The sequence below is a fragment of the Nocardia higoensis genome (genome assembly GCF_015477835.1).
GTDB lineage: Bacteria > Actinomycetota > Actinomycetes > Mycobacteriales > Mycobacteriaceae > Nocardia > Nocardia higoensis_A.
Genome location: NZ_JADLQN010000001.1, coordinates 2,473,269 through 2,494,885, shown reverse-complemented (window position 1 = coordinate 2,494,885; position 21,617 = coordinate 2,473,269). Strand labels below are relative to the sequence as shown.

Genomic DNA, 21,617 nt, shown 5'->3' with positions numbered 1-21,617 from the left:
CACCACGGCGGCGCCTGCGCCTGCGACGGGCCGGAGCTTCATCGGCGCCCACCCGATCGTTTCCGGTCGGCGTTTCCGGGGCGGAGGTATCGGCAACCGCGGAGGTATCGGCAACCGCGGCGTCGGCGGAGACGCGTTCGGCGGCGTCGCCCGCCGGGGTTTCGCTGTGCTCGGTGGTCTGCGACTCGTCGAGCGGCTTGCCGCGCAACGTCCGCCTGCGGTTGCGCTTGCGCGGCGCGCGGGCGGGACGCTCCTCCACCACGGCATCGGCTTCTCGGACACGCGGCGCCTTGCGCACGGTGCCGGTGACACCCTCCGGGATGCCGAGCTCGGCGAACAGATGCGGGGACCGCGAGTACGTCTCCACCGGCTCGGGAATGCCCAGACCGAGGGCGGTGTCGATGCCTGCCCAGCGGTTGAGTTCGTCCCAGTCGATCAGCGTGACCGCGACACCGGTGCGGCCCGCGCGACCGGTCCGGCCGATGCGGTGGACGTAGGTCTTCTCGTCTTCCGGGCACTGGTAATTGATGACATGGGTGACATCGTCGATGTCGATGCCGCGCGCGGCCACGTCGGTGGCGACCAGCACGTCGATCGCGCCCTTGCGGAACTTGTCCAGCGCTTTCTCGCGCTGCACCTGATTGAGGTCGCCGTGCACCGCGCCGACCGCGAATCCACGTTCGGCCAGGTCGTCGGCCACCTTCTGAGCCGTGCGCTTGGTGCGGGTGAAGATCATGGTGGCGCCGCGACCCTCGGCCTGCAGTACCCGCGCGACGAGCTCGGCCTTGTCCAGCGCGTGCGCGCGGTAGACGAACTGCGCCGTGCGGTCGTGCACCGCGGAATCATGCGGTTCCTCGGCCCTGATGTGGGTGGGGCGGGTGAGGAAAGTGCGGGCGAGGGTGATGATCGGCCCGGGCATGGTGGCCGAGAACAGCATGGTCTGGCGCTGCGCGGGAACCATGGTGAGGATGCGCTCGATATCGGGCAGGAAGCCCAGGTCGAGCATCTCGTCCGCCTCGTCGAGAACCAGCACGCCGATCTTGCCGAGGATCAGATGGTTCTGCTTGGCCAGATCCAGCAGGCGACCCGGAGTGCCGACGACCACGTCGACGCCGTCGCGCAGGGCGGCGATCTGGGAGTCGTAGGGGCGGCCACCGTAGATCGCGGAGACCTTCAGCGCGCCCTTGTGGTTGCGCAGGTACTTGCCCGCGCGCTCGAGATCTTCGGTGACCTGGATGCACAGCTCGCGGGTGGGCACGATGACCAGTGCGCGCGGGGTGCCGTCCAGCGGAGTGGTGCCGGAATCGGCGGTGGCCACGCGATGCAGCAGCGGGACGCCGAATCCGAAGGTTTTGCCCATACCGGTGCGGGCCTGACCGATGAGGTCCTCACCGGCCAACGCCAACGGCAGGGTGAGTTCCTGAATGGCGAATGTACGTTCGATACCCCGCTCGTCGAGCGCGCGGACGATTTCCTCGCGCACTCCCAATTCGGCGAAAGTCGGGGCGGTATGTGTGTTGTCCAGTTCGGCCGTCACCAGAGTGTCCGTCAGACCTGGCTCCTGCTCGACAGTGATCTTGCTCAGGATCGTGCCTTTCCTCGTCATCGCGTCACGCGCGCACGAGGCGTGGGGCGGACCGGCCGGTCCGCGACGACCACGTATCCGCCTGTGATGTTCACCGTGGGCGCTGCCGGATGTCGCTGGCCCGTCGTGATCGACGGCGGGCGGTGGGCGCTTTCGGCCCGGAGCAATCGGCGCGGCGCGGGGTGATGCGGATCTGGTGCGCGCACATTTCCGGACTGCGGAACGCATCGGTGTCCACCTGGTGTCACCGCCGCGGTCATCGGTGTACGGACCGCTGTTCGGCGCGACTTCGTGGTGGGCTCGGGAGCGAAATTCTCCACAGTCCGCCTTGATTGTAGCGTGATAATGTGCAGCCCCCGAATTTTCGGGCCGGTGGATTTTCGGCGAATGATCATCGACGCGGTATGGGCAAGGGATTCACTGTGCGCGACAGGTGAATTCGGCGGGCACCCGGTCCGCCCGGGCCGGCCTCCCGGTACCGGAGTGACCGGCGTCGCGGGCCGCCTCCGCCGCGACAGTGGCCCGCAGCTGTCTGTGACAGGCTGTGAGACATTCTTGGGCGTGAGCATCGCAGACACCGTCACCCTCGCCGCCCGCAATGCCTGGGCACTGACCTTCGGTACCGGCGTCGAAGCGCCCGAGCCCACCGCGTCGACGGTGCTCTGGGATCGACCGCATCGGCAACTGCGCCGATTCGAGCGCGACGAGCTCCGCGACGGCGCCGGGGGCGCGCACCCGCCGGTGTTGCTGGTGCCCCCGCTGGCCGCGCCCGCGAGCTGCTTCGACCTGCGGCCGGACCAGAGCCTGGCACGCTTCCTGCTCGGGACCGGGCGCACCCCGTACCTGGTCGACTACGGCGAGATCGGCTACGCCGACCGGCGGATGGGCTTCGAGGACTGGATCGACGACATCCTGCCCGACGCCGTCCTGCGGGCCAGTGCCGATGCCGCCGGGGCACCGGTCGACCTGGTCGGCTGGTCGATCGGCGGCACGCTGTCGTTGCTCGCCGCCGCCGCGCACGCGCATCTGCCGATCCGCTCCATCACCGCGGTCGGTTCGCCGCTGGACTACGACGAGATGCCGGGGATGAGTTCGGTGCGCACCGTCGCCAGGATCGACGGCGGCCGCACCGTCTCGACCGCCGTGCGCGCCACGGGCGTGCCCGCGCCGCTGACCCGCGCCGCCTATCGGGCGACGGCGTGGAACCGGGAACTGACCAGGCCCTGGTTCGTCGCCAGCAATATCGCGCGCACCGAATCACTGGCCAAGATGGAGTCCATCGACCGGTTCATGGCCGCGATGCCCGGCTACCCGGGCCGCTTCTACGCGCAGCTGTGGGAACGGCTGGTGCTGGCCAACGACATCGGTCGCGGCGGGCTGAACCTGCGAGGCAGGCGCATCGCGCTGTCGGAGGTGAACACACCGGTGCTGCTCATCGGCGGCACGACCGACGTGATCACCCCGGCCAGGGCCGTGGCGGCGGGCGCGCGGTTGCTGAGCGGTGCGCCGTTCGTCCGCTACGACACGGTGCCCGGCGGCCATCTGGGCATTCTCACCGGCGAAACCGCACGCGAGACCACCTGGGCCCATCTGGAAAAGTTCCTCGCCGAAGTGTCCTGACCGACGCCGGATCCCCGCGGGCGACACGGGAGCTACCGTTCCTGCCACGAGGGCTACGCTGGGCGGCATGGGAGCACAGTCATCCGCAGCGATCGGTGTTTCGTCATCTGTCCCGTCGGCACAGTCCGTTTCGTCTGCGCAGACTCGGGCGAATCCGCCGATCGCCGCCGACCATCCGGGTGTCACCGAACTGTTCGCGGTGCTGGCCTACGGCGAGATCTCCGCGTTCTACCGTCTCGCCGAGGAAGCCGAACTCTCTCCCTCGCTGCGTGGCAAGGTCGCGGTGGCCGAGATGGCGGCCTCGGAGATGGCCCACTTCCAGACCCTGCGCACCGCGCTGAGCGAGCGCGGCGTCGACGTGTTCGACGCGATGGCGCCCTACGTGCGGCCACTGAGCGCCTATCACGCCTCCACCGATCCCTCCACCTGGCTCGAGTCGATGGTGAAGTTCTACGTCGCCGACGGCATCGCGGCGGACTTCTACACCGAGATCGCGGGCGCGCTCACCCCCGAGGTGACCGCCATCGTGCGCGACGTGCTCGCCGAGACCGGCCACTCGGAGTTCGTCGTGGAGGAGGTGCGTCGCGCGGTGCGCGACAACCGCTCCGAGCGCGACCGGCTGACCCTGTGGGGCAGGCGCCTGCTCGGCGAGGCGATCACCCAGGCGCAGTACGTGATGGCCCAGCGCGACGAGCTGACCGACCTGGTACTCGCCGTGACCGGTGATCTCAACGGCATCGGCGCGCTGTTCGAGCGCATGCAGGCCAGCCATGCCGAGCGGATGGCCGTGCTGGGCATCTGAGGCGCCGAGTTCGCTCGGGTGCCCAGGTTCGCTCGGGTGCCTCGGTTCGCTCGGGTGCCTCGGTTCGCTCGGATGCCTCGGTTCGCTCAGAGCACAGCACTCGTGTGCTCCAGGGGGCCGCGACTGCACTAGCCTGGTTCGGACAGCACAGGACTCTAAGTTCGGAGGTTGGCCGTGGAGGTCAAGATCGGTATTTCGGATAGCCCCCGCGAGTTGGTCATCACCAGCACGCAGACGCCGGATGAGGTCGAGGCGCTGGTGTCCGAGGCGCTGAACGGGGCCGAGGGCATCGTGAAGCTGACCGACGACAAGGGGCGTACGTTCCTGGTGCAGGCCGCCAAGGTCGCCTACGTCGAGATCGGCACCTCCACCGTGGGCCGGGTCGGCTTCGCCGCCATCTGATCCGGCGGACCGAACACACCGCGCCCTCGGCATTCCTTCCGGAAGGAATGCCGAGGGCGCGGTGTGTTCGTCGGTGGAGTCCGCGGTCTAGACCCGGCGTTCCTCGTTGTGCAGCGGGACGTGCGACAGACCACCCCAGGCCAGCGCGACGGTGGTGTCGACGGCCTCTTCCTTCGGGATCGGGCGGTCCGCCTCCAGCCAGTAGCGCGCGGTGAACTGGCTGGCGCCGACCAGGCCGACGGCCAGGATCCGGGCGCGGTAGGGGTCCAGACCGGAGTCGTGGGCGACCAGGTCGAAGACCGCGTCCACACAGGCCTCGGTGGCCTGCTCGACCCGGCGCTGTACCTGCGGCTCGCTGGTCAGATCCGATTCGAAGACCAACCGGAAGCCCTGCATCTCGTTGTCCACGAAATCGAAGTAGGCCTGCACGGCCGCGCGGACGCGCTGCTTGTTGTCGGTGGTGGAGCGCAGCGCCTGGCGCACGCTCGACACCAGCATGTCGACATAGTTCTGCAGTACCGCGATGTAGAGCTCGAGCTTGCTCGTGAAGTGCTGATACAGCACGGGTTTGCTGACGCCAGCGACCTGGGAGATCTCGTCCATGCCCGCGGCGTGGTAGCCGCGTAGCACGAACACCTCGCTCGCCGCGTGGAGTAGCTGCTGCCGCCGTTCGTCGCGCGGCAGCCGGGTGCCGCGTTTGGTCGGCTGCGGGGCATCGGAGGACAGCCTGCGGCCTGTCATCCGGTCCACGAGGTCGGTCATATGTTCGCTCTCCCAGTCGATTCCCCGGGGCAAGAAAGGGGTTGTACACCGGGTATTCCCTGCACGATACTCGCTCGGGTGTCCTCAGCCGACCCGGGTGCGCGATGAGATCGCCCGCCGGTGAGATTTCTCGCAGCCTTCCGGCGCGTGCGGTACGCGGCCGGTGTCGCCGATCGCGCACTGTGAGAACCTGGTCGTCGTGACCGACCGAACGGAAAGACCGTCCGGCGGCGGGCACGATGTGACCTCGGGAGTGGCATCGCGGCCGGACGCACTCGCAGGCAACGGCCGATCCCCGGGAACCGCGACCGAGACCTGGGCGCGTCCCGACCGTTCCCGTCAACCGCTGCGCGCCCGCTGGGACCCGACCGCCGCCACCGACAACGCCCGCCGTGCTCCGCGCCCCGATCGCCCGGTCAAGAAGCAGAGCGCGCTCGGCCGCTTCGTGTCCACCTACGGCTGGCGCGCCTACGCCCTGCCGGTGTTGCTGACCGTGACCGCGCTGGTGCTGGTCGACGCGATGCGCGGTGGTCCCGGCCTCACCGCCGACGGTGAGGAACCCGGATTCGGCGCACTGAGCGCGCCGACCGAGGGCGGCGTGATCGGCGCTCCGCCCGGTGACGGCACCTTCCCCGCCGATCTGCCGACCGGCGCGCTGCCCGACGGCGGCCCCTTCGCCGAGGCGGGCACGGGCCAGTGGCGGGTGGTCCCCGGTACGAGTCCCGAGGTGGGCTCGGGAACCGAATACCACTTCTCCTACACCGTCGAGATCGAGAACGGTGTGGACACCTCGGGTTTCGGCGGTGATGCCTCGGTGGCGAAGATGATCGACAGCACCCTGGCCAATCCCAAGAGCTGGGTGCACGATCCGAAGTTCGCCTTCCGCCGCGTCGATGCGGGCACTCCCGATTTCCGTATCTCGCTCACCTCGCGCCAGACGGTCCGGACGGCCTGTGGTTTCGAGATCCCCATCGATTCCTCCTGCTACAACGCCGGCCTGGACCGGGTGCTGCTCTCGGAGGCGCGCTGGGTGCGCGGCGCCCTGGCCTTCGACGGCGACATCGGCTCCTACCGTCAATACCTGGTCAATCACGAGGTCGGCCATGCGATCGGGTACCACCAGCATCAGCCGTGTGAGACCGACGGCGGCCTGGCGCCGATCATGATGCAGCAGACCTTCGGTACCGACAACGACGCCATCGCCGCTCTCGATCCGGGCGGGGTGGTGCCGATGGACAGCAAGAGTTGCCGGTTCAATCCCTGGCCCTATCCGCGCGGCTGACCAGCCGGACCGCCGCCGGGCGGTACCGGGAAGAACAACCCATTCCCCGACGTTGTACCTCGGGATTCGGCCCACACGATGCGAGGAGTCCCCGACGTGTCACTATCGAAGTCCCTGCCGCCGCTGGTCGAGCCGGCCGCGGATCTGAGCAAGGACGAGATCGCTCGCTACAGCCGCCACCTGATCATTCCCGACGTGGGTGTGGACGGGCAGAAGCGGCTGAGGAACGCCAAGGTGCTGGTGATCGGCGCGGGCGGACTCGGCTCACCCGCCCTGCTGTATCTGGCCGCCGCAGGTGTCGGCACGCTCGGCATCGTGGAGTTCGACGAGGTCGACGCGTCGAATCTGCAGCGTCAGGTCATCCACGGTCAGTCCGACATCGGCAGGCCGAAGGCCGAGAGCGCCCGCGATTCCATTCTCGAGATCAACTCGGATGTGGACGTGCGGCTGCACCAGTTCCGTCTGGAACCGGACAATGCCGTGGAACTGTTCGCCCAGTACGACCTGATCCTGGACGGCACCGACAACTTCGCCACCCGTTACCTGGTCAACGACGCCGCCGTGCTGGCGGGCAAGCCGTACGTCTGGGGGTCGATCTACCGGTTCGAGGGCCAGGCCTCGGTGTTCTGGGAGGACGCGCCGGACGGCCGCGGCATCAACTACCGCGACCTCTACCCCGAGGCCCCGCCGCCGGGCATGGTGCCCTCCTGCGCCGAAGGTGGCGTGCTCGGCGTGTTGTGCGCTTCGATCGGCTCGATCATGGTCACCGAGGCGATCAAGCTGATCACCGGCATCGGCGAGCCGCTGCTGGGCAGGCTGATGGTCTACGACGCACTGGACATGACCTATCGGACCATCAAGCTGCGTCGCGATCCGGAACGTCGCCCGATCACCGAGCTGATCGACTACGAGGCTTTCTGCGGTGTGGTGTCCGAGGAAGGCCAGGCCGCTTCCGCCGGGTCCACGATCACCGCGAAGGAGCTCGAGGATCTGATCGACTCGGGCAAGGAGATCGAGCTGATCGATGTGCGCGAGCCGGTCGAGTGGGACATCGTGCGTATCGAGGGCGCCACGCTGATCCCGAAGGATCGCATCCTCTCCGGCGAAGCGCTCTCCGATCTGCCGCAGAACCGGCCGATCGTGCTGTACTGCAAGACCGGCATCCGCTCGGCCGAAGCGCTGGCCGTGCTCAAGAGCGCCGGTTTCTCCGATGCCACCCATGTGCAGGGCGGCATCGTGGCCTGGGCCACCCAGATCGACCCGTCGCTGCCGGTTTACTGACAGCCTCCGCACCGCGTCGGACCTCGGCAGATCACGGACGCTGCACCCACGGCGCGCCGTACCGAATCGGGCGTCGTCACGGCGTTAACGTACGAGTCGTGACCACCCCCGGCGACGCGGAACCCCCCGAGCACGTGCGCTCCACGTTCGGTCTGCGTGGGATCGCGCCCGTCTACCTGGGCGACTGGGAGGGGGGCTGGCGCTGTGGCGACGTGGTGCTGACGCCGGTCGCCGATCACGCGAGAGCCGCGTGGTCGGCGCGGGTCCGCGAGACGCTGCGCGTGGACGGTCTGCGGCTGGCGCGGCCGGTGCGCGCCACCGACGGCAGGTATGTGGTGTCGGGCTGGCGCGCCGACACCTATCTGTCCGGCGCCCCGCAACCACGTCACGACGAAGTCGTCTCGGTGTCGCTGCGGCTGCACCAGGCCACCGCGGACCTGGAACGTCCCCGGTTCCTGGCCCAACCACCCATCGCGCCCTGGGCCGAGGTGGACATCTTCGTCGCCGCCGACCGCGCCGCCTGGGAACAGGTGCCGCTGCGCAGCCTGCGCGCGGGCGGGATCGCCACGCCCAGCACACCGGACGGTCATCGCAGCCTGGAACTGATCGGTCAGCTGGCCACTCTGCGCAAGCAGGTGCGCACTCCGCCGCAACTCGTGCACGGCGACCTGTTCGGCACCGTGCTGTTCCAGGGTGCCGAGGTGCCCGGCCTGTCCGACATCGTGCCGTACTGGCGGCCCGCCCCCTGGGCGGCGGGCGTGGTGGTGGTCGACGCGCTGTCGTGGGGCGGCGCCGACGACGGCCTGCTCGAGCGCTGGTCGGAGCTACCCGAGTGGCCGCAGATGTTGTTGCGAGCGGTCATGTTTCGGCTCGCGGTGCACGCACTGCATCCACGCTCGACACCCGATGCGTTCCCGGGATTGGCGCGCACCGCGGACATGGTCCGCTTTCTGCTCTGACGTGGTCCGCTTCCTGCTCCGATCGCTCGGTCGGTCGGTACCTGCGCTCCGGTGCGGAGCGCCCGGTCACCGAGAGCCGGTACCGCGTCGATGTCGGTTCGCCCCACCGCTTCGCCCCCGCTGTCATCGGCATCGGCGGCCTACGGGCTCGGCATCCGGCTGTGTTCGTCACCCCGGATGTGTCCGGGCAGGAGAATGCCGCGCCGGTGGACCGGCGCGGCATTCGTTGACACAGAGGATGTTCCGGTTCAGGACTCGCCGACACCGAGTCGGCGGGCAGACGTCACACCCGTGCGTAAGCCAGCGAGGGGACCCGCCCGACCACGAACGAGGAACGCAGGTAGAAGAACCAGGTGACGCCGGCCATCACCAGGAAGGCTCCCGCGTAGGCCCAGAATGCCGGGGTCATGCTGCCGAAGTTGATGTTGGACAGTCGAAGCGCCTGCTGCAGCAGGTACCCGCCGGAGGCGCCGATCGCGCCGATGACGCCGATCGCCGCACCGGCCTGCCGCTTGGCCGAGGCCGCGGCTTCGGTCAGGTCGAGGCCGTGTTCGGCGGCGTACTTCTTGGATTCCGCGCTGAAGATCGACGGGATCATCCGGTAGGTCGAGCCGTTGCCGATACCGGTGAGTACGAACAGCACCAGGAACGCGGTCAGGTACAGCGGAAAACTGCGCAGCTCCAGCGCCGCCACGATGGCCGCCACCGACAGCGCCATGCCGGTGAAGACCGCCACGGTGATCTTCGCCCCGCCCATCTTGTCGGAGATCCACCCGCCGAGCGGACGGCTGAACGAGCCGACGAGCGCGCCGAGGAAGGCCAGATTGCCCAGGGTGGTGATCCAGCTGATCTTGGCCAGGTCGGGGAAGTTGGCCTTGATCAGGGTCGGGAAGGCGAAGGAGAAGCCGATGAACGAGCCGAAGGTGCCGATGTAGAGGAACGACATCACCCAGGTGTGCCGATTGGTGAGGGCCAGCTTGTAGGACTTGCCGTCGGACTTGGCGGTGGTGATGGAGTCCATGTAGCGCAGCGCGCCGAAGGTCGCGATCAGGATGAACGGCACCCAGACCAGGACCGAGAGCGTGATGCCGAATCGGTAGCCCGCCGCGTCTTTCGCGGTCAGGTGGGTGCCGAGGGTGATCAGCAGGGGCAGTATCAGCTGGGTCTGCGCGACGCCGAGGTTGCCGCCCGCGGCGTTGATACCCAGCGCGGCGCCCTTCTTGCCCTCGGGGAAGAAGAACGAGATGTTGGCCATCGACGAGGAGAAGTTGCCGCCGCCGAAACCGGCGAGCGCGGCCAGCAGCATGAACACCCACATCGGCGTGCCGGGCTGGTTGACGAACCAGGCCAGGCCGAGAGTCGGGATCAGCAACATCGCGGCACTGAACGCGGTGAACGCGCGGCCGCCGAAGCGAGGGATGGCGAAGGTGTAGGGGATGCGCAGCGCCGCACCGACCAGGGTCGGGGTGGAGGTCAGCAGCAGCGCGTTGCTCACCGCGATCGGGTTGCCCTTGCCGAGTCCCTCGAGGAACGAGAAGCCCGCGGCGCCCATGCTGGTGACAACGGTGCCCCAGATGACCCAGACGCTGAATCCGAGGTTCTCCGCGAACACCGAGAAGCCGAGATTCTTTCGGGCGGTGCGGCTTCCGCCGGATTCCCAGAACGCGGTGTTGTCGGGATCCCATCTGTCGAGCCAGCGTCCACGCTTCTGGTGCGTGAATGCCGGCGTTTCCGAATGCTGGCCGGCGGCAGCTGCTGTGGCGGTCATCGGCTTCCTCTCGACGCCTCGTAATTCGGTCGAGTCGAACGTAGAAGCCGGTTGTTGCGTCGCCATGAGCGCCGGTGACGTTCCCGGCAAATCCGTCTCACATCGCGGGACCGCGCGTGGTGCACAGTTGGTTACGTCGGGTCGGTCACGCGAGGTCGGGATCGGGATACACGGCCAGGACCGTGTGCAGAAGGCAGCGCGCGGTCCGGGCGGCCCGCTCGGGATCGCCGTCGATGATCGCCTGGACGAGTGCGGTGTGCTCGTCGCTATAGGACTGGTCGGTCTTCGCGGCGTGCGCGCGGTTGACCTCTTCGATCCGGGACACCAGCGAGTCGTAGAACTCCAGATAGACGGCATTGTGACTGGCGGCCACGATCGCGCGGTGCAACGCCACGTCGGTGGCCATCGCCTCGGGGTCGAGGCGCCAGTCCTGGGCGACGCGTGCCGCGAGCAGCCTGCGCAGTTCGGCGATGTCGTCGTCGTCGCGGCGGCGCGCGGCCAGCGCGGCGGCGGTAGTGTCCAGTGCCAGACGCAGTTCGATCACGTCACGGTCGCGGGCGTCGGCGAAGTACTTGCCGAGGGTGCCGCCGACCTCCGAGCCCGCCACGACGTAGGTGCCCGAACCCTGGCGGCGCTGCAGCATCCCCGCGTGCACGAGGGCCTGCACGGCTTCGCGGACGGTATTGCGCCCGGTGCCGGTCAATTCGGTGAGTTCGGGTTCGGTGGGAATGCGGGAGCCGATCGGCCACCGGCCGGAGCGGACCTCGGCGCGCAGTTGCTCGGTTACCTGGGCGATGAGGCTGGTGCGCCGGACGGGTTGCACGAAAAACAGGGTACCGCTGATCTGTTCGGCCGGCTCGTTTCATCGGATCATCCCATGAATCTGGGTGCCGAGAGCCGCCCCTGAGCGGGTGCCACGACGTTCCGGTTGCGAGGGACACGAGGGGGGCGCATGCTGTGCGCGTCACACTCACAGCCCGCTTCCGGTGGCCCGTGACACTTCGTGACCTGCCGAAAACCGCTGTGTCACATGCGCGAAACACGAGCACGGAACTCACCTCGGCTCGCCGGAACAGGTGAGCAACCGTTGATCGACCCGTCACGCACGGCAGCATTTCGGCAATACCTACTCCCTACCGTGGGGGCCAACCGATTTTGGGAGGCCCTTGTTGAGCACGCTGACGCGTAACCACAACATCGAGCACTGGGATGCCGAAGATGTCGTCGCCTGGGAGGCGGGCGGCAAGGACATCGCCCGTCGCAATCTGATCTGGTCGGTGTTCGCCGAGCACGTCGGATTCTCGATCTGGTCGATCTGGTCGGTCATGGTGCTGTTCATGCCGACCGAGAAGTACGGCATCGATGCCGCGGGCAAGTTCTTCCTGATGGCGGTGCCGACCCTGGTCGGCGCGCTGCTGCGCATCCCCTACACCGTGGCCACCGCCCGTTTCGGCGGTCGCAACTGGACGGTGTTCTCCGCGGTGCTGCTGCTGATCCCGGCGCTGCTGACGCTGTACTTCATCAACCAGCCCGGCACCTCGTACACCACGTTCCTGGTGGTGGCGGCCTTCGCGGGCATCGGCGGCGGCAACTTCGCCTCCTCGATGACCAACATCAACGCCTTCTACCCGCAGCGGCTCAAAGGCTGGGCGCTGGGCTTGAACGCGGGCGGCGGCAATATCGGCGTGCCGGTGATCCAGCTGATCGGCCTGCTGGTCATCGCCACCCTCGGCAACGAGTACGCCACCCTCATCTGCGCGATCTACCTGGTCGCCATCGCGGTGGCGGGCATCGGCGCGGCGCTGTACATGGACAACCTGCGTAACCAGAAGGCCGACCTGTCCTTCATGCTCGAGTCGCTGAAGGTTCCGCAGTCCTGGGCCATCGCCTTTCTCTACATCGGCACCTTCGGCTCGTTCATCGGCTACAGCTTCGCCTTCGGCCAGATCCTGCAGATCAGCTTCAAGGCGGGCGGGGACACCGCCGCCCAGGCCGCACTGCACGCCGCGCAGATCGCCTTCATCGGCCCGCTGCTCGGATCGCTGGCCCGCCCCTACGGCGGCAAGCTGGCCGACCGCCTCGGCGGCAGCAAGGTCTCGCTGGCCACCTTCGCCGCGATGATGGCCGCCACCGTGCTGGTCATCGGCGCGAGCACGATGGCCGACGGCAACGCGGGCGTCGCGAGCGGAGGCGTGATGGCCGTGCTGGTCATCGGCTTCGTCGCCCTGTTCGTGCTCTCCGGCATCGGCAACGGCGCGGTCACCAAGATCATCCCGTCGGTCTTCGAGGCCAAGTCCAAGAGCCTGGACATGAGCCCGGCCGCGCGTTCGGCCTGGTCGCAGAACACCTCCGGCGCGCTCATCGGCTTCGTCGGCGCCATCGGCGCGCTCGGCGGCGTGGGCATCAACCTGGTGCTGCGCTCTTCCTACGCCTCCACCAACTCCGCGACCACCGCGTTCTGGGTCTTCCTGGCCTTCTACATCGTCTGCGCCGCGGTCACCTGGATGGTCTTCATGCGCCGGCCGAGCCTGCGCTCGCCCGCGGGCGACGCGGTCGTCGAATCCGCTCCCGCCACTCCGTCCGTCGTGTCCGCCGGCGCCTGACGCCCGATCCACACTGGGAGGTCTCTCATGAACCCCGAAACCACCACACGCAAGACAGTGGTCGTGGCCGGCCACGGCATGGTCGGGCATCGCTTCGTCGAGGCGCTGCGCGCCCGCGACGAGGCGGGGCACTGGCAGGTCGTCGTCCTCGGCGAGGAGCAGCTGCCCGCCTACGACCGGGTGGGGCTGTCCTCCTACGTCGGGGCCTGGGATCCGGCCGCGCTCGCGTTGCCCGGCAACGAGTACGCCGGTGACGATCTGGTCGAGCTGAAGCTGGGCCGCCGCGCGGAGTCCATCGACCGCGAGGCGCGCAAGGTCACCACCTCCGAAGGCGAGATCATCGGCTACGACGCGCTGGTGCTGGCCACCGGCTCCTACGCCTTCGTGCCGCCGGTGCCCGGTCACGACCTGCCCGGCTGCTTCGTCTACCGCACCCTCGACGATCTCGACGGCATCCGCGCCACCGCCGAGGCAGCCGGACCGGGCGCGCACGGCGTGGTCATCGGCGGCGGCCTGCTGGGGCTGGAGGCGGCCAACGCGCTGAAGCTGCTCGGCATGACGCCGCACGTCATCGAGTACAACAATCGCCTGATGCCCGCCCAGGTCGACGAAGGCGGCGGCGCGGTCCTCGAGCGCCTGGTCACCGACCTCGGCTTGAACGTGCACACCGGCGTGGGCACCTCCTCGATCGAGCGGACCGAGACCGGCCTGCGGTTGACCCTGTCCGACGAGTCGACCATCGACGCCGCGCTGGTCGTGTTTTCCGCGGGCATCCGCCCCAACGACCAGATCGCCCGCGACGCCGGCCTGGACGTCGGTCCGCGTGGCGGCATCGTCACCGACCTGGGCATGCGGGCCTCGGACCCGAACATCTGGGCGATCGGCGAGTGCGCCGCGGTCGAGGGCACCTGCTACGGCCTGGTCGCCCCCGGCTACACCACCGCCGAGATCGTCGCCGACCGGCTGCTCGGCGGCGCGGGCGAATTCCCCGGCGCCGACATGTCGACCAAGCTCAAGCTGATGGGTGTGGACGTGGCCAGCTTCGGCGACGCGCACGGCACCACCGAGGGCGCGCTGTCGGTCGTGCTGCACGACGCCGCCAAGGGTACCTACGCCAAGCTGGTCGTCTCCGACGACGCGCAGACCCTGCTCGGCGGCATCCTGGTCGGCGACGCGAGCCAGTACGCGGCGCTGCGCCCGCTGGTCGGCCGTCCGCTGCCCGCCGATCCGGCCGCGCTGATCTCCCCGGCCGGCGCCGAACTGGGCGCCGACGCGCTGCCCGACGACGCGCAGATCTGCTCCTGCAACAACGTTTCCAAGGGCTCCATCTGCGGCGCCATCGCCGAAGGCGCCTGCGACATCGCCGCGGTCAAGAGCTGCACCACCGCGGGCACCTCGTGCGGCGGTTGTGTGCCGATGCTCAAGAAGCTGCTCGAACAGTCCGGCGTGGAGATGTCCAAGGCGCTGTGCGAGCACTTCGAGCAGTCGCGTGCCGAACTGTTCCAGATCGTCCAGGTCACCGGCATCCGCACCTTCTCCGGCCTGATCGCCAAGTACGGCAAGGGTTCCGGCTGCGACATCTGCAAGCCGACGGTGGCCTCGATCCTGGCCTCCACCTCGAGCGATCACATCCTCGACGGCGAGGCCGCCGCGCTACAGGACACCAACGATCACTTCCTGGCCAACCTGCAGAAGAACGGCACCTACTCGGTGGTGCCGCGGATGCCCGGCGGCGAGGTCACCGCCGAGCAGCTGATCACCATCGGCGAGGTCGCCAAGGAATTCGGCCTCTACGTCAAGGTCACCGGCGGTCAGCGCATCGACCTGTTCGGCGCGCGCGTCGAACAGCTGCCGTTGATCTGGAAGCGGCTGGTGGACGCGGGCATGGAATCCGGCCACGCCTACGGCAAGTCGCTGCGCACGGTGAAGAGCTGCGTCGGTTCGACCTGGTGCCGCTACGGTCAGCAGGACTCGGTCGGCATGGCAGTGCTGCTGGAGAAGCGTTACCGCGGCCTGCGTTCCCCGCACAAGCTCAAGCTGGGCGTCTCCGGCTGCGCCCGCGAATGCGCCGAGGCCCGCGGCAAGGATGTCGGCGTCATCGCCACCGAGAACGGCTGGAACCTGTACGTCGGCGGTAACGGCGGCCTCACGCCCAAGCACGCGGTGCTGCTGGCGGGCGAACTCGACGACGAGACGCTCGTCAAGTACATCGACCGCTACCTGATGTTCTACATCCGCACCGCCGACCGGTTGCAGCGCACCGCGCCGTGGCAGGAGGCGCTCGAAGGTGGTCTGGACTACCTGAAGAGCGTCGTCTGCGACGACAGCCTCGGCATCGCCGACGAGCTGGAAGCCGCGATGGCCAGGCATGTCGAGGGTTATCAGGACGAGTGGGCCGCGGTGCTCGAGGACGAGAACAAGCTCTCGCGCTTCGTGTCCTTCGTCAACGCCCCGGAGGAGTCCGACCCGACCATCTCCTTCGACGACAGCGGCGAGCGCAAGGTCCCGGTCCTGCTCGGCATGCCGGAAGTGGCGCGCGCCACTGCGAAATGAGCCACTTCCGGCCAGGCGCAATAACGGCTTAACCAGGCGGAAACAGGACGCCTGAACAATTGGGACAGGCTTCCGGAGGAGGAACCCGATGACCGTAATCGATACACCCAGCTTCGCACCGTCCACCGTGACCGGCTGGACGCAGGCCTGCCGCTTGGACTTTCTGATTCCGGGCCGTGGCGTGGCGGTACTGTTGCGAGGCGGGAGGCAGGCGGCCCTGTTCCTGATGACCGACGGCACCTTGTCCGCCGTCGGCAACATCGATCCCTTCGGTCGGGCGGCGGTCATGTCGCGCGGCATCGTCGGGGATCGGGGCGGCATTCCCGTCGTGGCGTCGCCGCTGCTCAAGCAGGCGTTCTCGCTCCTCGACGGACACTGCCTCGACGACGAATCGGCGGCGTTGCCGGTATACGCGGTGCGCGTGGACGACGGCATCGTTTCGATTTCCAACGAGCCGGTCACGGTCGAATCCTCGGACGGATGAGTTATCTATGAACACCATTGACGCGGGCGACGGCCTAGCCGGATTCACTGTCGGAATCACCGCGGCACGCCGCGCCGACGAGTTCGCCAAGCTGCTGACCCGGCGGGGGGCGTCGATCGTCTCGGTGCCGGCCATCCGGATCATTCCGCTGGCCGACGACACCGAACTCGAACGAGTGACCCGCACTCTGATCGCCGAACCGCCGCGATTGACCGTCGCCACCACCGGCATCGGTTTCCGCGGCTGGATGGAGGCGGCCGAGGGCTGGGGTCTGGCCGAACAGTTGCGCGACACCCTGGCCGGGACCAGGATGCTGGCACGCGGCCCGAAGGCCAAGGGCGCGATCCGCGCCGCGGAACTGCGCGAGGAGTGGTCACCGGCCTCGGAGTCCTCGGCGGAGGTGCTCGATCACCTGCTCGCCGAGGGGGTGGACGGCGTGCGCATCGCGGTGCAGTTGCACGGCGCCACCACCGAATGGGAGCCGGTACCCGACTTCTGCGAGGTACTGCGCTGCGCGGGCGCCGATGTGGTGCCGGTGCCGGTGTACCGCTGGATTCCGCCCGCGGATCAGGGGCCCATGGACCAGCTGATCGAATCCATCGTCACCACCGGGCTGGACTGCGTGACGTTCACCAGCGCGCCCGCGGTGGCCTCGATGCTGATGCGGGCCAAGGAGACCGGCCTGCTGGAGGGCTTGTTGCACGCGCTGCGGACCCGGGTGCTGCCCGCGTGTGTCGGCCCGATCACCGCGGCGCCGTTGGAAGAGCTCGGCGTACCGACCTCCATGCCCGCTCGCGCCCGCCTCGGCGCGCTGGCCAGGCATGTCGCCGAGGAACTGCCGCGCCGGGCCAACCGTATCCACGCCGCCGGGCACATCGTGAGCGTGCGCGGTGGGTGCGTCGTCGTCGACGGCGAGGTGCGTCAACTGGCGCCCGCCCCCATGGCCCTGATGCGTTCACTGGCCCGGCAGCCCGGTCGGGTGGTCTCGCGTGAGGATCTGCTGGCCGCGCTGCCCGGCGGCGGTGAGGACACCCACGCGGTGGAGACCGCGATCGCCCGCCTGCGCGCCGGTCTCGGGGCGCCCAAGGCGATTCAGACGGTGGTCAAACGTGGTTACCGGCTGGCGCTCGACGCCGCCGAATGCGCCGACGACAACGCGCCTGTGCTGCGCCCGTCGATCGGGATCCCCGCCCGTGCGCCGCGCTACGCGCCCACGATCGGGGCGTGGTGAACGGCCCGGCCCTGGTCCTGGTGGCGCACGGCACCAGGAGCACCAGGGGAGTGGAGATGATCGCCGCGCTCGCCGAGGCGGTCACCGGGGAGCTGTCCGGATCCTGCGCGCGTGGAATCCTCGCGCCGGTCGTGCGCACCGCCTTCGTCGATGTGCTCGGCCCTTCCCCGTCGGAGGTGCTGCGTGATCTGCGCGCCGCCGCCCCGGACACGCCCGCTGTGGTGATCCCGGCCTTCCTGGCCTCCGGTTACCACGTGTATCAGGACGTTCCGCGCGAAGTCGGCGAGAGCGGGCATCCGGCGGTGACGGTGACCCCGGCGATGGGCCCTGATCCGGCACTGGCCCGGATCATGACCATGCGCCTGCGCGCTGCGGGCATGCGGCGCGGCGACGCGGTGGTTTTCGCCGCCGCCGGTTCGTCGGACGCCCGCGCCCGTGCCGACGTGCGCCGCGCGGCCGCGCTGCTCACCGCGCATCTGGACGCTCCGGTGCGCATCGCCTACGTCGCCACCGGTACGCCACGGGTCCCGGAAGTCGTTGCCGAACTTCGTGACTCGGGTAGGCGCCGGGTCTTCATCGCCTCCTATCTGCTGGCGCAGGGCCTGTTCCAGCAGCGGCTGCACGAGGCGGGCGCCGACGGTGTGGCCGAGCCGATCGGCGTGCATCCCGCGGTCGTTCGCCTGCTCGCCGACCGCTATCGCAGCGCCGCAGCGCAATCGGCCGCCGTGCACGTACGCTGAGTTGTTACCTGCGAGGCGTTGCTCACACCGCCGGTAGGTCTAGGCTCGTAGATATGTCCAAGCGCGAGCGGGTATCGGAGCAGTCACTGCTCGATCACGCGCGAGCCGTCTCTCGACGGGTCGCGGCGGGCGCGGCATGTGAGATCACCGTCGGCGGCAGGTCCTTGGGCGCACTACCCTCCCGGCGTCGACCCCGCCCGGTCGTGGGCCCGTCACGCTACGCCGTGTCGCACGCGGACCCGGCCTGTGAACGCCTCGACCGCGTCCTCGCCGAAGCCGCACGCCTCGATCCGCTGCCGCTGGACCCGCTGTCGGTCGATCCCGCGCAGTTGCGGCGCGCCGTCCTCGATTCGGTCGACCGCCCGCACCGTTCCTGAGCGGTGCAGGCCCCGGCATCAGCGGATCCGGCGCGCTACCACGCGCTGTCGTGCCGGTGCGACAAGATGCGCGATTCCCGTTGCCGGCGAAATAGGTGCGAGGGAGCGCGGTCACGGCGGCGGCGCAGCGGCGGATGACCGGATGTGTTCTCGCTGAAGGGATTCGCGGGCGGCGGCCAGGATCGCGGCGGTCCGCGGGTCGTCCGCGGCGATGTCGGCGAGTGCGTCGACGAGCGTGGCGGTGTAGGTCGCGCGGGCTTCGCGGTAGCGGGTGCGCCCGGCGTCGGTGAGTACGGTGTAGGCGCCGCGCTTGTCGTCCGGGCACAGGTCACGGACGGTGTATCCGGCGGCGTTGAGGCGACCGACGAGCCGGGTGACCGAGCTCTGGTTCAAACCGAGGCCGTCGGCGAGTTCCTGCATGCGCAACTCGCGGCGCGGCGCGCCGTCCAGCAGGCCGAGCGCGCGATACTCCGACAGGCCGAGCCCGTGGCGTCGCTGCATCGTGGTGGCGAGGCGGTTCTCGACCTGAGAATGCATTCGCAGCAGGCGATTCCACAGCTCGACATCGGCCGTCGCGGTCACGGCGCTGACTTTCTCGGCACGGCACTCCTCCAGGAGACGGACAGGGACCGCCCGGGTGAACCCGTGGCTTGACACAAGTTTACATGTACATGCATCCTTATCTCCGGCAGCAGGAAGTTGCATATACATACAAATAGTTCGAAGGAGTGACCGTGCCCTGGGTCTACCTGCTCATCGCCTCCGTCTTCGAGGTCGTCTTCGCGCTGGCCACCAATGCCACGAACGGCTTCACCGTGCTGGGACCGTCCTTGCTCACCGCCGCCGCGGCGGCGGGCGGGATCTTCTTCCTGAGTCTGGCGTTGCGATCGCTGGACGTCGGTGTCGGCTACACGGTCTGGACCGGCATCGGGTCGGTCGGCACGGTCGTACTCGGGACCGTGGTGTTCGGCGAGGCGATGACCGCGCCGAAGATCGTGGCCTTCGTGCTGATCATCAGCGGGGTGCTCGGCCTGCGCCTGGCGGACAAGCTCGCGGAGGACTCGGCGGGACACGTGCCCGCGGGCCGCTCCGAAGTGCCCGCCTGATCCCGCCGCGCGCGATCCCACCCATTCGTTCGTAAGGAGTTGTCATGGCCTGGATCTATCTGCTCATCGCCGTGGTGTTCGAGATCGCGTTCGCGCTCGGCACCAATGCCACCAAGGGATTCACGCGCCTGTGGCCCTCGGTGTTCACGCTGCTCGCCGCGGCGGGCGGCATCTACACGTTGAGCCTGGCGTTGCGCACGCTGGACGTCGGCGTCGGCTACACGGTGTGGACCGGGCTGGGCGCGATCGGCACGGTGGTGCTCGGCGCGCTGATCTACAAGGAGCGGATCACCGTCCCCAAGGTGGTCTCGTTCGGCGCGATCATCGCCGGGGTCGTCGTATTGCGTCTGGCCGCGGGCGCTTGAGCCGTGCGCGAACGCCGCCGGCGGCGGTGAATGTCCGGTTGTGGTAAAAGTCGGTGAATGTCGTTGTGCCCGTCGGGTTTCGGCGGGCACAACGACATCCTCAGCGCCAGCGTTCCGGGGTCACCGGAGAATCCCACGCCCGCGCGTAGCGGCGGGTGTCGGCGGCGTTGGTCTCCTTGGCGCGGTAGACGATGTAGGGGCGGGTCAGGTAGCCGAGCGGGGCGCTGAACATGTGGACCAGGCGGGTGTAGGGCCACAGGGCGACCAGGACGAGGACGACGAGGCCGTGCAACTGGAAGGTCCACGGCGTGCCGACCATCAGTTCGGGCTGCGGGGCGAGGGTGAACAGGCTGCGGAACCAGGGGGAGACGGTCTCGCGGTAGTTGTAGGTGCCCCACAGCAGATTGCTGCCCCAGGTGTTGAGCAGTCCGGTCACCAGCGCGGCGGCGAGCAAGGCGTACATCACCTTGTCGTTGGCGGTGGTGGCCTTGCGCACCGCGGGCACGGTGACCCTGCGGTAGAGCAGAATCGCGACGCCCGCCAGCACAGCGAGGCCCGCGACCGAGCCCGCGCCGACAGCGATCAGGTGGTAGGCGTGCTCGGAGATGCCGACCGCGTGGGTCCACGATTCGGGGATCAGCACGCCCAGCACGTGCCCGCCGAACACGCCGAGCATGCCGAAATGGAACAGCGGGCTGCCCAGGCGCAGCAGCCGGCTCTCGTAGACCTGCGAGGAGCGGGTGGTCCAGCCGAACTGGTCGTTGCGGTAGCGCCAGACGTGGCCGAGCACGAACGAGGTGAAGGCGATGTAGGGCAGGATCATCCACAGTTCGGCGGGCAGGTTCAAGCTGGCGTTCATCGGCGCCCTTCCGAGTCGGTGAACAGCGAGGGGTCCAAGGCGAACGGGTCGAGACCGACCTCTTCCTCCGGCGGGCCCTCGGCGGCGAGTTCGGCGATGCGGCGCCGGTCGGCCGTGGTCAGCGGCGGCAGGGTGGCGACCACGGCGGCGAGCGCGCCCGCGTAGGGCGAACCGTTGTCGGCCAGCGACAGCCGCAGCAGCTCGATCACCGGCAGGTGCTCGCCGAGCAGGCGTTCGCCGCCGATCGGATCGACGGTGGCGGCGAACTCCAGCAGCACCGGCAGGTGGTCGGGCAGTTCCTCGTCGCCGAGTTCCACGCCCGCGTGCCGGTAGGCGTGCTTGAAACGCAGCAGTGCCATACCGCGTTTGCGGGTGTCGCCGTAGGCGTAGAAGGTCAGGTGCATGCTGGCCCGCTTGCGCAGGTCGAACGTCGCCACGTAGTCGGCGGCGAGCGTCAGCGGCGGGGTGCTCCGCAGGTGCGCGAGCAGCGGCTCGAGCGGGCGGCGCACCTCGTCGGGCAACTCCGCGGCCGCGCCGGACAATTGGTCGAGCATGGCCAGCAGCGGCTGTCCCGGGTAGTCCAGGACCAGCGCCGCCAGCCGCCACACCAGGCGACGGTCGCGCTCGGACATGCGCACCACCGGCTCGGGCCTGCGGCGCAATTTCAACAGACTCATCGCGGCGCTCCCGTCACATCGGGGGTGGCAGCGGAGCCGGCGCCGTTGCCGTTCGCCCCGCTGCCGTTCCCGGCCGCGCCGTTGATGCCGGAGCCCTTGTCGCCATTGCCGGGCGCCGCACCGCCGCTGCCGCTCGCGTGGTTTTCGGCCGTACCGTTGTT

General features: G+C 68.9%; 20 protein-coding genes and 1 pseudogene. 14 read left to right on the top strand and 7 right to left on the bottom strand.

The window, feature by feature from the left end; genetic code table 11:
- Positions 1-198 precede the first annotated feature (198 nt).
- A pseudogene (locus IU449_RS11295) lies at positions 199-1,606 on the bottom strand (DEAD/DEAH box helicase); the annotation flags it as partial.
- 540 nt (positions 1,607-2,146) lie between these two features.
- On the opposite strand from IU449_RS11295, the gene IU449_RS11290 reads away from it, so the two are divergent.
- From IU449_RS11290 to IU449_RS11280, 3 genes are all read left to right on the top strand, one after another.
- The gene (locus IU449_RS11290) at positions 2,147-3,205 is read left to right on the top strand and encodes an alpha/beta fold hydrolase (RefSeq protein WP_324188186.1); all 1,059 of its coding nucleotides are present in this window, start codon (positions 2,147-2,149) and stop codon (positions 3,203-3,205) included.
- Between the two features lie 67 nt (positions 3,206-3,272).
- Complete coding sequence (locus tag IU449_RS11285; protein ID WP_195001763.1) at positions 3,273-4,007, top strand: ferritin-like fold-containing protein; 735 nt, start codon at positions 3,273-3,275, stop codon at positions 4,005-4,007.
- A gap of 174 nt (positions 4,008-4,181) precedes the next feature.
- The gene (locus tag IU449_RS11280; RefSeq protein ID WP_195001762.1) at positions 4,182-4,409 is read left to right on the top strand and encodes a DUF3107 domain-containing protein; all 228 of its coding nucleotides are present in this window, start codon (positions 4,182-4,184) and stop codon (positions 4,407-4,409) included.
- A gap of 87 nt (positions 4,410-4,496) precedes the next feature.
- Here the strand turns inward: IU449_RS11280 and IU449_RS11275 are convergent, their stop codons facing one another.
- Positions 4,497-5,171: a TetR/AcrR family transcriptional regulator gene (locus tag IU449_RS11275; protein WP_195001761.1), complete on the bottom strand. Its 675-nt coding sequence runs from the start codon at positions 5,169-5,171 to the stop codon at positions 4,497-4,499.
- A 199-nt stretch (positions 5,172-5,370) separates the two neighbouring features.
- Between IU449_RS11275 and IU449_RS11270 the strand changes: the two genes are divergently transcribed.
- From IU449_RS11270 to IU449_RS11260, 3 genes are all read left to right on the top strand, one after another.
- A complete protein-coding gene (locus tag IU449_RS11270; protein WP_416382128.1) occupies positions 5,371-6,453 on the top strand; it encodes a DUF3152 domain-containing protein in 1,083 nt (360 codons plus the stop codon).
- A 96-nt stretch (positions 6,454-6,549) separates the two neighbouring features.
- Positions 6,550-7,734 (top strand): adenylyltransferase/sulfurtransferase MoeZ, encoded by a 1,185-nt coding sequence (gene moeZ / locus IU449_RS11265; RefSeq protein ID WP_324188185.1) that lies wholly within the window; start codon positions 6,550-6,552, stop codon positions 7,732-7,734.
- A 98-nt stretch (positions 7,735-7,832) separates the two neighbouring features.
- Positions 7,833-8,693 (top strand): TIGR02569 family protein, encoded by an 861-nt coding sequence (locus IU449_RS11260; RefSeq protein WP_195001759.1) that lies wholly within the window; start codon positions 7,833-7,835, stop codon positions 8,691-8,693.
- Positions 8,694-8,976: 283 nt separating this feature from the next.
- Here IU449_RS11260 and IU449_RS11255 read toward each other — a convergent pair whose 3' ends face one another.
- Together IU449_RS11255 and IU449_RS11250 are read right to left on the bottom strand one after the other, a co-directional pair.
- A complete protein-coding gene (locus IU449_RS11255; protein ID WP_195001758.1) occupies positions 8,977-10,461 on the bottom strand; it encodes an MFS transporter in 1,485 nt (494 codons plus the stop codon).
- Between the two features lie 145 nt (positions 10,462-10,606).
- Positions 10,607-11,284 (bottom strand): FadR/GntR family transcriptional regulator, encoded by a 678-nt coding sequence (locus IU449_RS11250; RefSeq protein ID WP_195001757.1) that lies wholly within the window; start codon positions 11,282-11,284, stop codon positions 10,607-10,609.
- Positions 11,285-11,627: 343 nt separating this feature from the next.
- On the opposite strand from IU449_RS11250, the gene IU449_RS11245 reads away from it, so the two are divergent.
- The 6 genes from IU449_RS11245 (at position 11,628) to IU449_RS11220 (ending at position 18,449) form a co-directional block, all read left to right on the top strand.
- On the top strand, positions 11,628-13,064 hold the full coding sequence (locus IU449_RS11245; protein ID WP_195001756.1) for an MFS transporter: 1,437 nt from the start codon (positions 11,628-11,630) through the stop codon (positions 13,062-13,064).
- 27 nt (positions 13,065-13,091) lie between these two features.
- A complete protein-coding gene (gene nirB / locus IU449_RS11240) occupies positions 13,092-15,617 on the top strand; it encodes a nitrite reductase large subunit NirB (protein WP_195001755.1) in 2,526 nt (841 codons plus the stop codon).
- Positions 15,618-15,705: 88 nt separating this feature from the next.
- Positions 15,706-16,101: a nitrite reductase small subunit NirD gene (nirD, locus tag IU449_RS11235; RefSeq protein WP_195001754.1), complete on the top strand. Its 396-nt coding sequence runs from the start codon at positions 15,706-15,708 to the stop codon at positions 16,099-16,101.
- Between the two features lie 7 nt (positions 16,102-16,108).
- Complete coding sequence (locus IU449_RS11230; protein ID WP_195001753.1) at positions 16,109-17,332, top strand: uroporphyrinogen-III synthase; 1,224 nt, start codon at positions 16,109-16,111, stop codon at positions 17,330-17,332.
- On the top strand, positions 17,329-18,072 hold the full coding sequence (locus tag IU449_RS11225) for a sirohydrochlorin chelatase (protein ID WP_195002491.1): 744 nt from the start codon (positions 17,329-17,331) through the stop codon (positions 18,070-18,072). The genes IU449_RS11230 and IU449_RS11225 overlap by 4 nt, the downstream gene beginning before the upstream one ends.
- Before the next feature lie 53 nt (positions 18,073-18,125).
- Entirely contained in the window at positions 18,126-18,449 is a 324-nt protein-coding gene (locus IU449_RS11220; protein ID WP_195001752.1) for a hypothetical protein, read from the top strand.
- Positions 18,450-18,560: 111 nt separating this feature from the next.
- Here the strand turns inward: IU449_RS11220 and IU449_RS11215 are convergent, their stop codons facing one another.
- The gene (locus IU449_RS11215; protein ID WP_324188184.1) at positions 18,561-19,031 is read right to left on the bottom strand and encodes a MarR family winged helix-turn-helix transcriptional regulator; all 471 of its coding nucleotides are present in this window, start codon (positions 19,029-19,031) and stop codon (positions 18,561-18,563) included.
- A gap of 152 nt (positions 19,032-19,183) precedes the next feature.
- On the opposite strand from IU449_RS11215, the gene IU449_RS11210 reads away from it, so the two are divergent.
- Complete coding sequence (locus IU449_RS11210) at positions 19,184-19,555, top strand: DMT family transporter (protein ID WP_195001750.1); 372 nt, start codon at positions 19,184-19,186, stop codon at positions 19,553-19,555.
- A 44-nt stretch (positions 19,556-19,599) separates the two neighbouring features.
- Complete coding sequence (locus tag IU449_RS11205; RefSeq protein WP_195001749.1) at positions 19,600-19,920, top strand: DMT family transporter; 321 nt, start codon at positions 19,600-19,602, stop codon at positions 19,918-19,920.
- A 100-nt stretch (positions 19,921-20,020) separates the two neighbouring features.
- Here the strand turns inward: IU449_RS11205 and narI are convergent, their stop codons facing one another.
- A complete protein-coding gene (gene narI, locus IU449_RS11200) occupies positions 20,021-20,779 on the bottom strand; it encodes a respiratory nitrate reductase subunit gamma (protein ID WP_195001748.1) in 759 nt (252 codons plus the stop codon).
- Positions 20,776-21,456, bottom strand: coding sequence for a nitrate reductase molybdenum cofactor assembly chaperone (gene narJ, locus IU449_RS11195; RefSeq protein ID WP_195001747.1), 681 nt, complete (start codon positions 21,454-21,456; stop codon positions 20,776-20,778). The genes narI and narJ overlap by 4 nt, the downstream gene beginning before the upstream one ends.
- Positions 21,457-21,617: the final 161 nt, after the last annotated feature.

Excerpts from the sequence above, each read along its gene's own strand:
- IU449_RS11285 (WP_195001763.1), top strand. The coding sequence starts at position 3,273 with ATGGGAGCACAGTCATCCGCAGCGATCGGTGTTTCGTCATCTGTCCCG.
- IU449_RS11275 (WP_195001761.1), bottom strand. The coding sequence starts at position 5,171 with ATGACCGACCTCGTGGACCGGATGACAGGCCGCAGGCTGTCCTCCGAT.
- IU449_RS11255 (WP_195001758.1), bottom strand. The coding sequence starts at position 10,461 with ATGACCGCCACAGCAGCTGCCGCCGGCCAGCATTCGGAAACGCCGGCA.
- nirB (WP_195001755.1), top strand. The coding sequence starts at position 13,092 with ATGAACCCCGAAACCACCACACGCAAGACAGTGGTCGTGGCCGGCCAC.
- nirD (WP_195001754.1), top strand. The coding sequence starts at position 15,706 with ATGACCGTAATCGATACACCCAGCTTCGCACCGTCCACCGTGACCGGC.
- IU449_RS11230 (WP_195001753.1), top strand. The coding sequence starts at position 16,109 with ATGAACACCATTGACGCGGGCGACGGCCTAGCCGGATTCACTGTCGGA.
- IU449_RS11220 (WP_195001752.1), top strand. The coding sequence starts at position 18,126 with ATGTCCAAGCGCGAGCGGGTATCGGAGCAGTCACTGCTCGATCACGCG.
- IU449_RS11205 (WP_195001749.1), top strand. The coding sequence starts at position 19,600 with ATGGCCTGGATCTATCTGCTCATCGCCGTGGTGTTCGAGATCGCGTTC.
- narI (WP_195001748.1), bottom strand. The coding sequence starts at position 20,779 with ATGAACGCCAGCTTGAACCTGCCCGCCGAACTGTGGATGATCCTGCCC.
- narJ (WP_195001747.1), bottom strand. The coding sequence starts at position 21,456 with ATGAGTCTGTTGAAATTGCGCCGCAGGCCCGAGCCGGTGGTGCGCATG.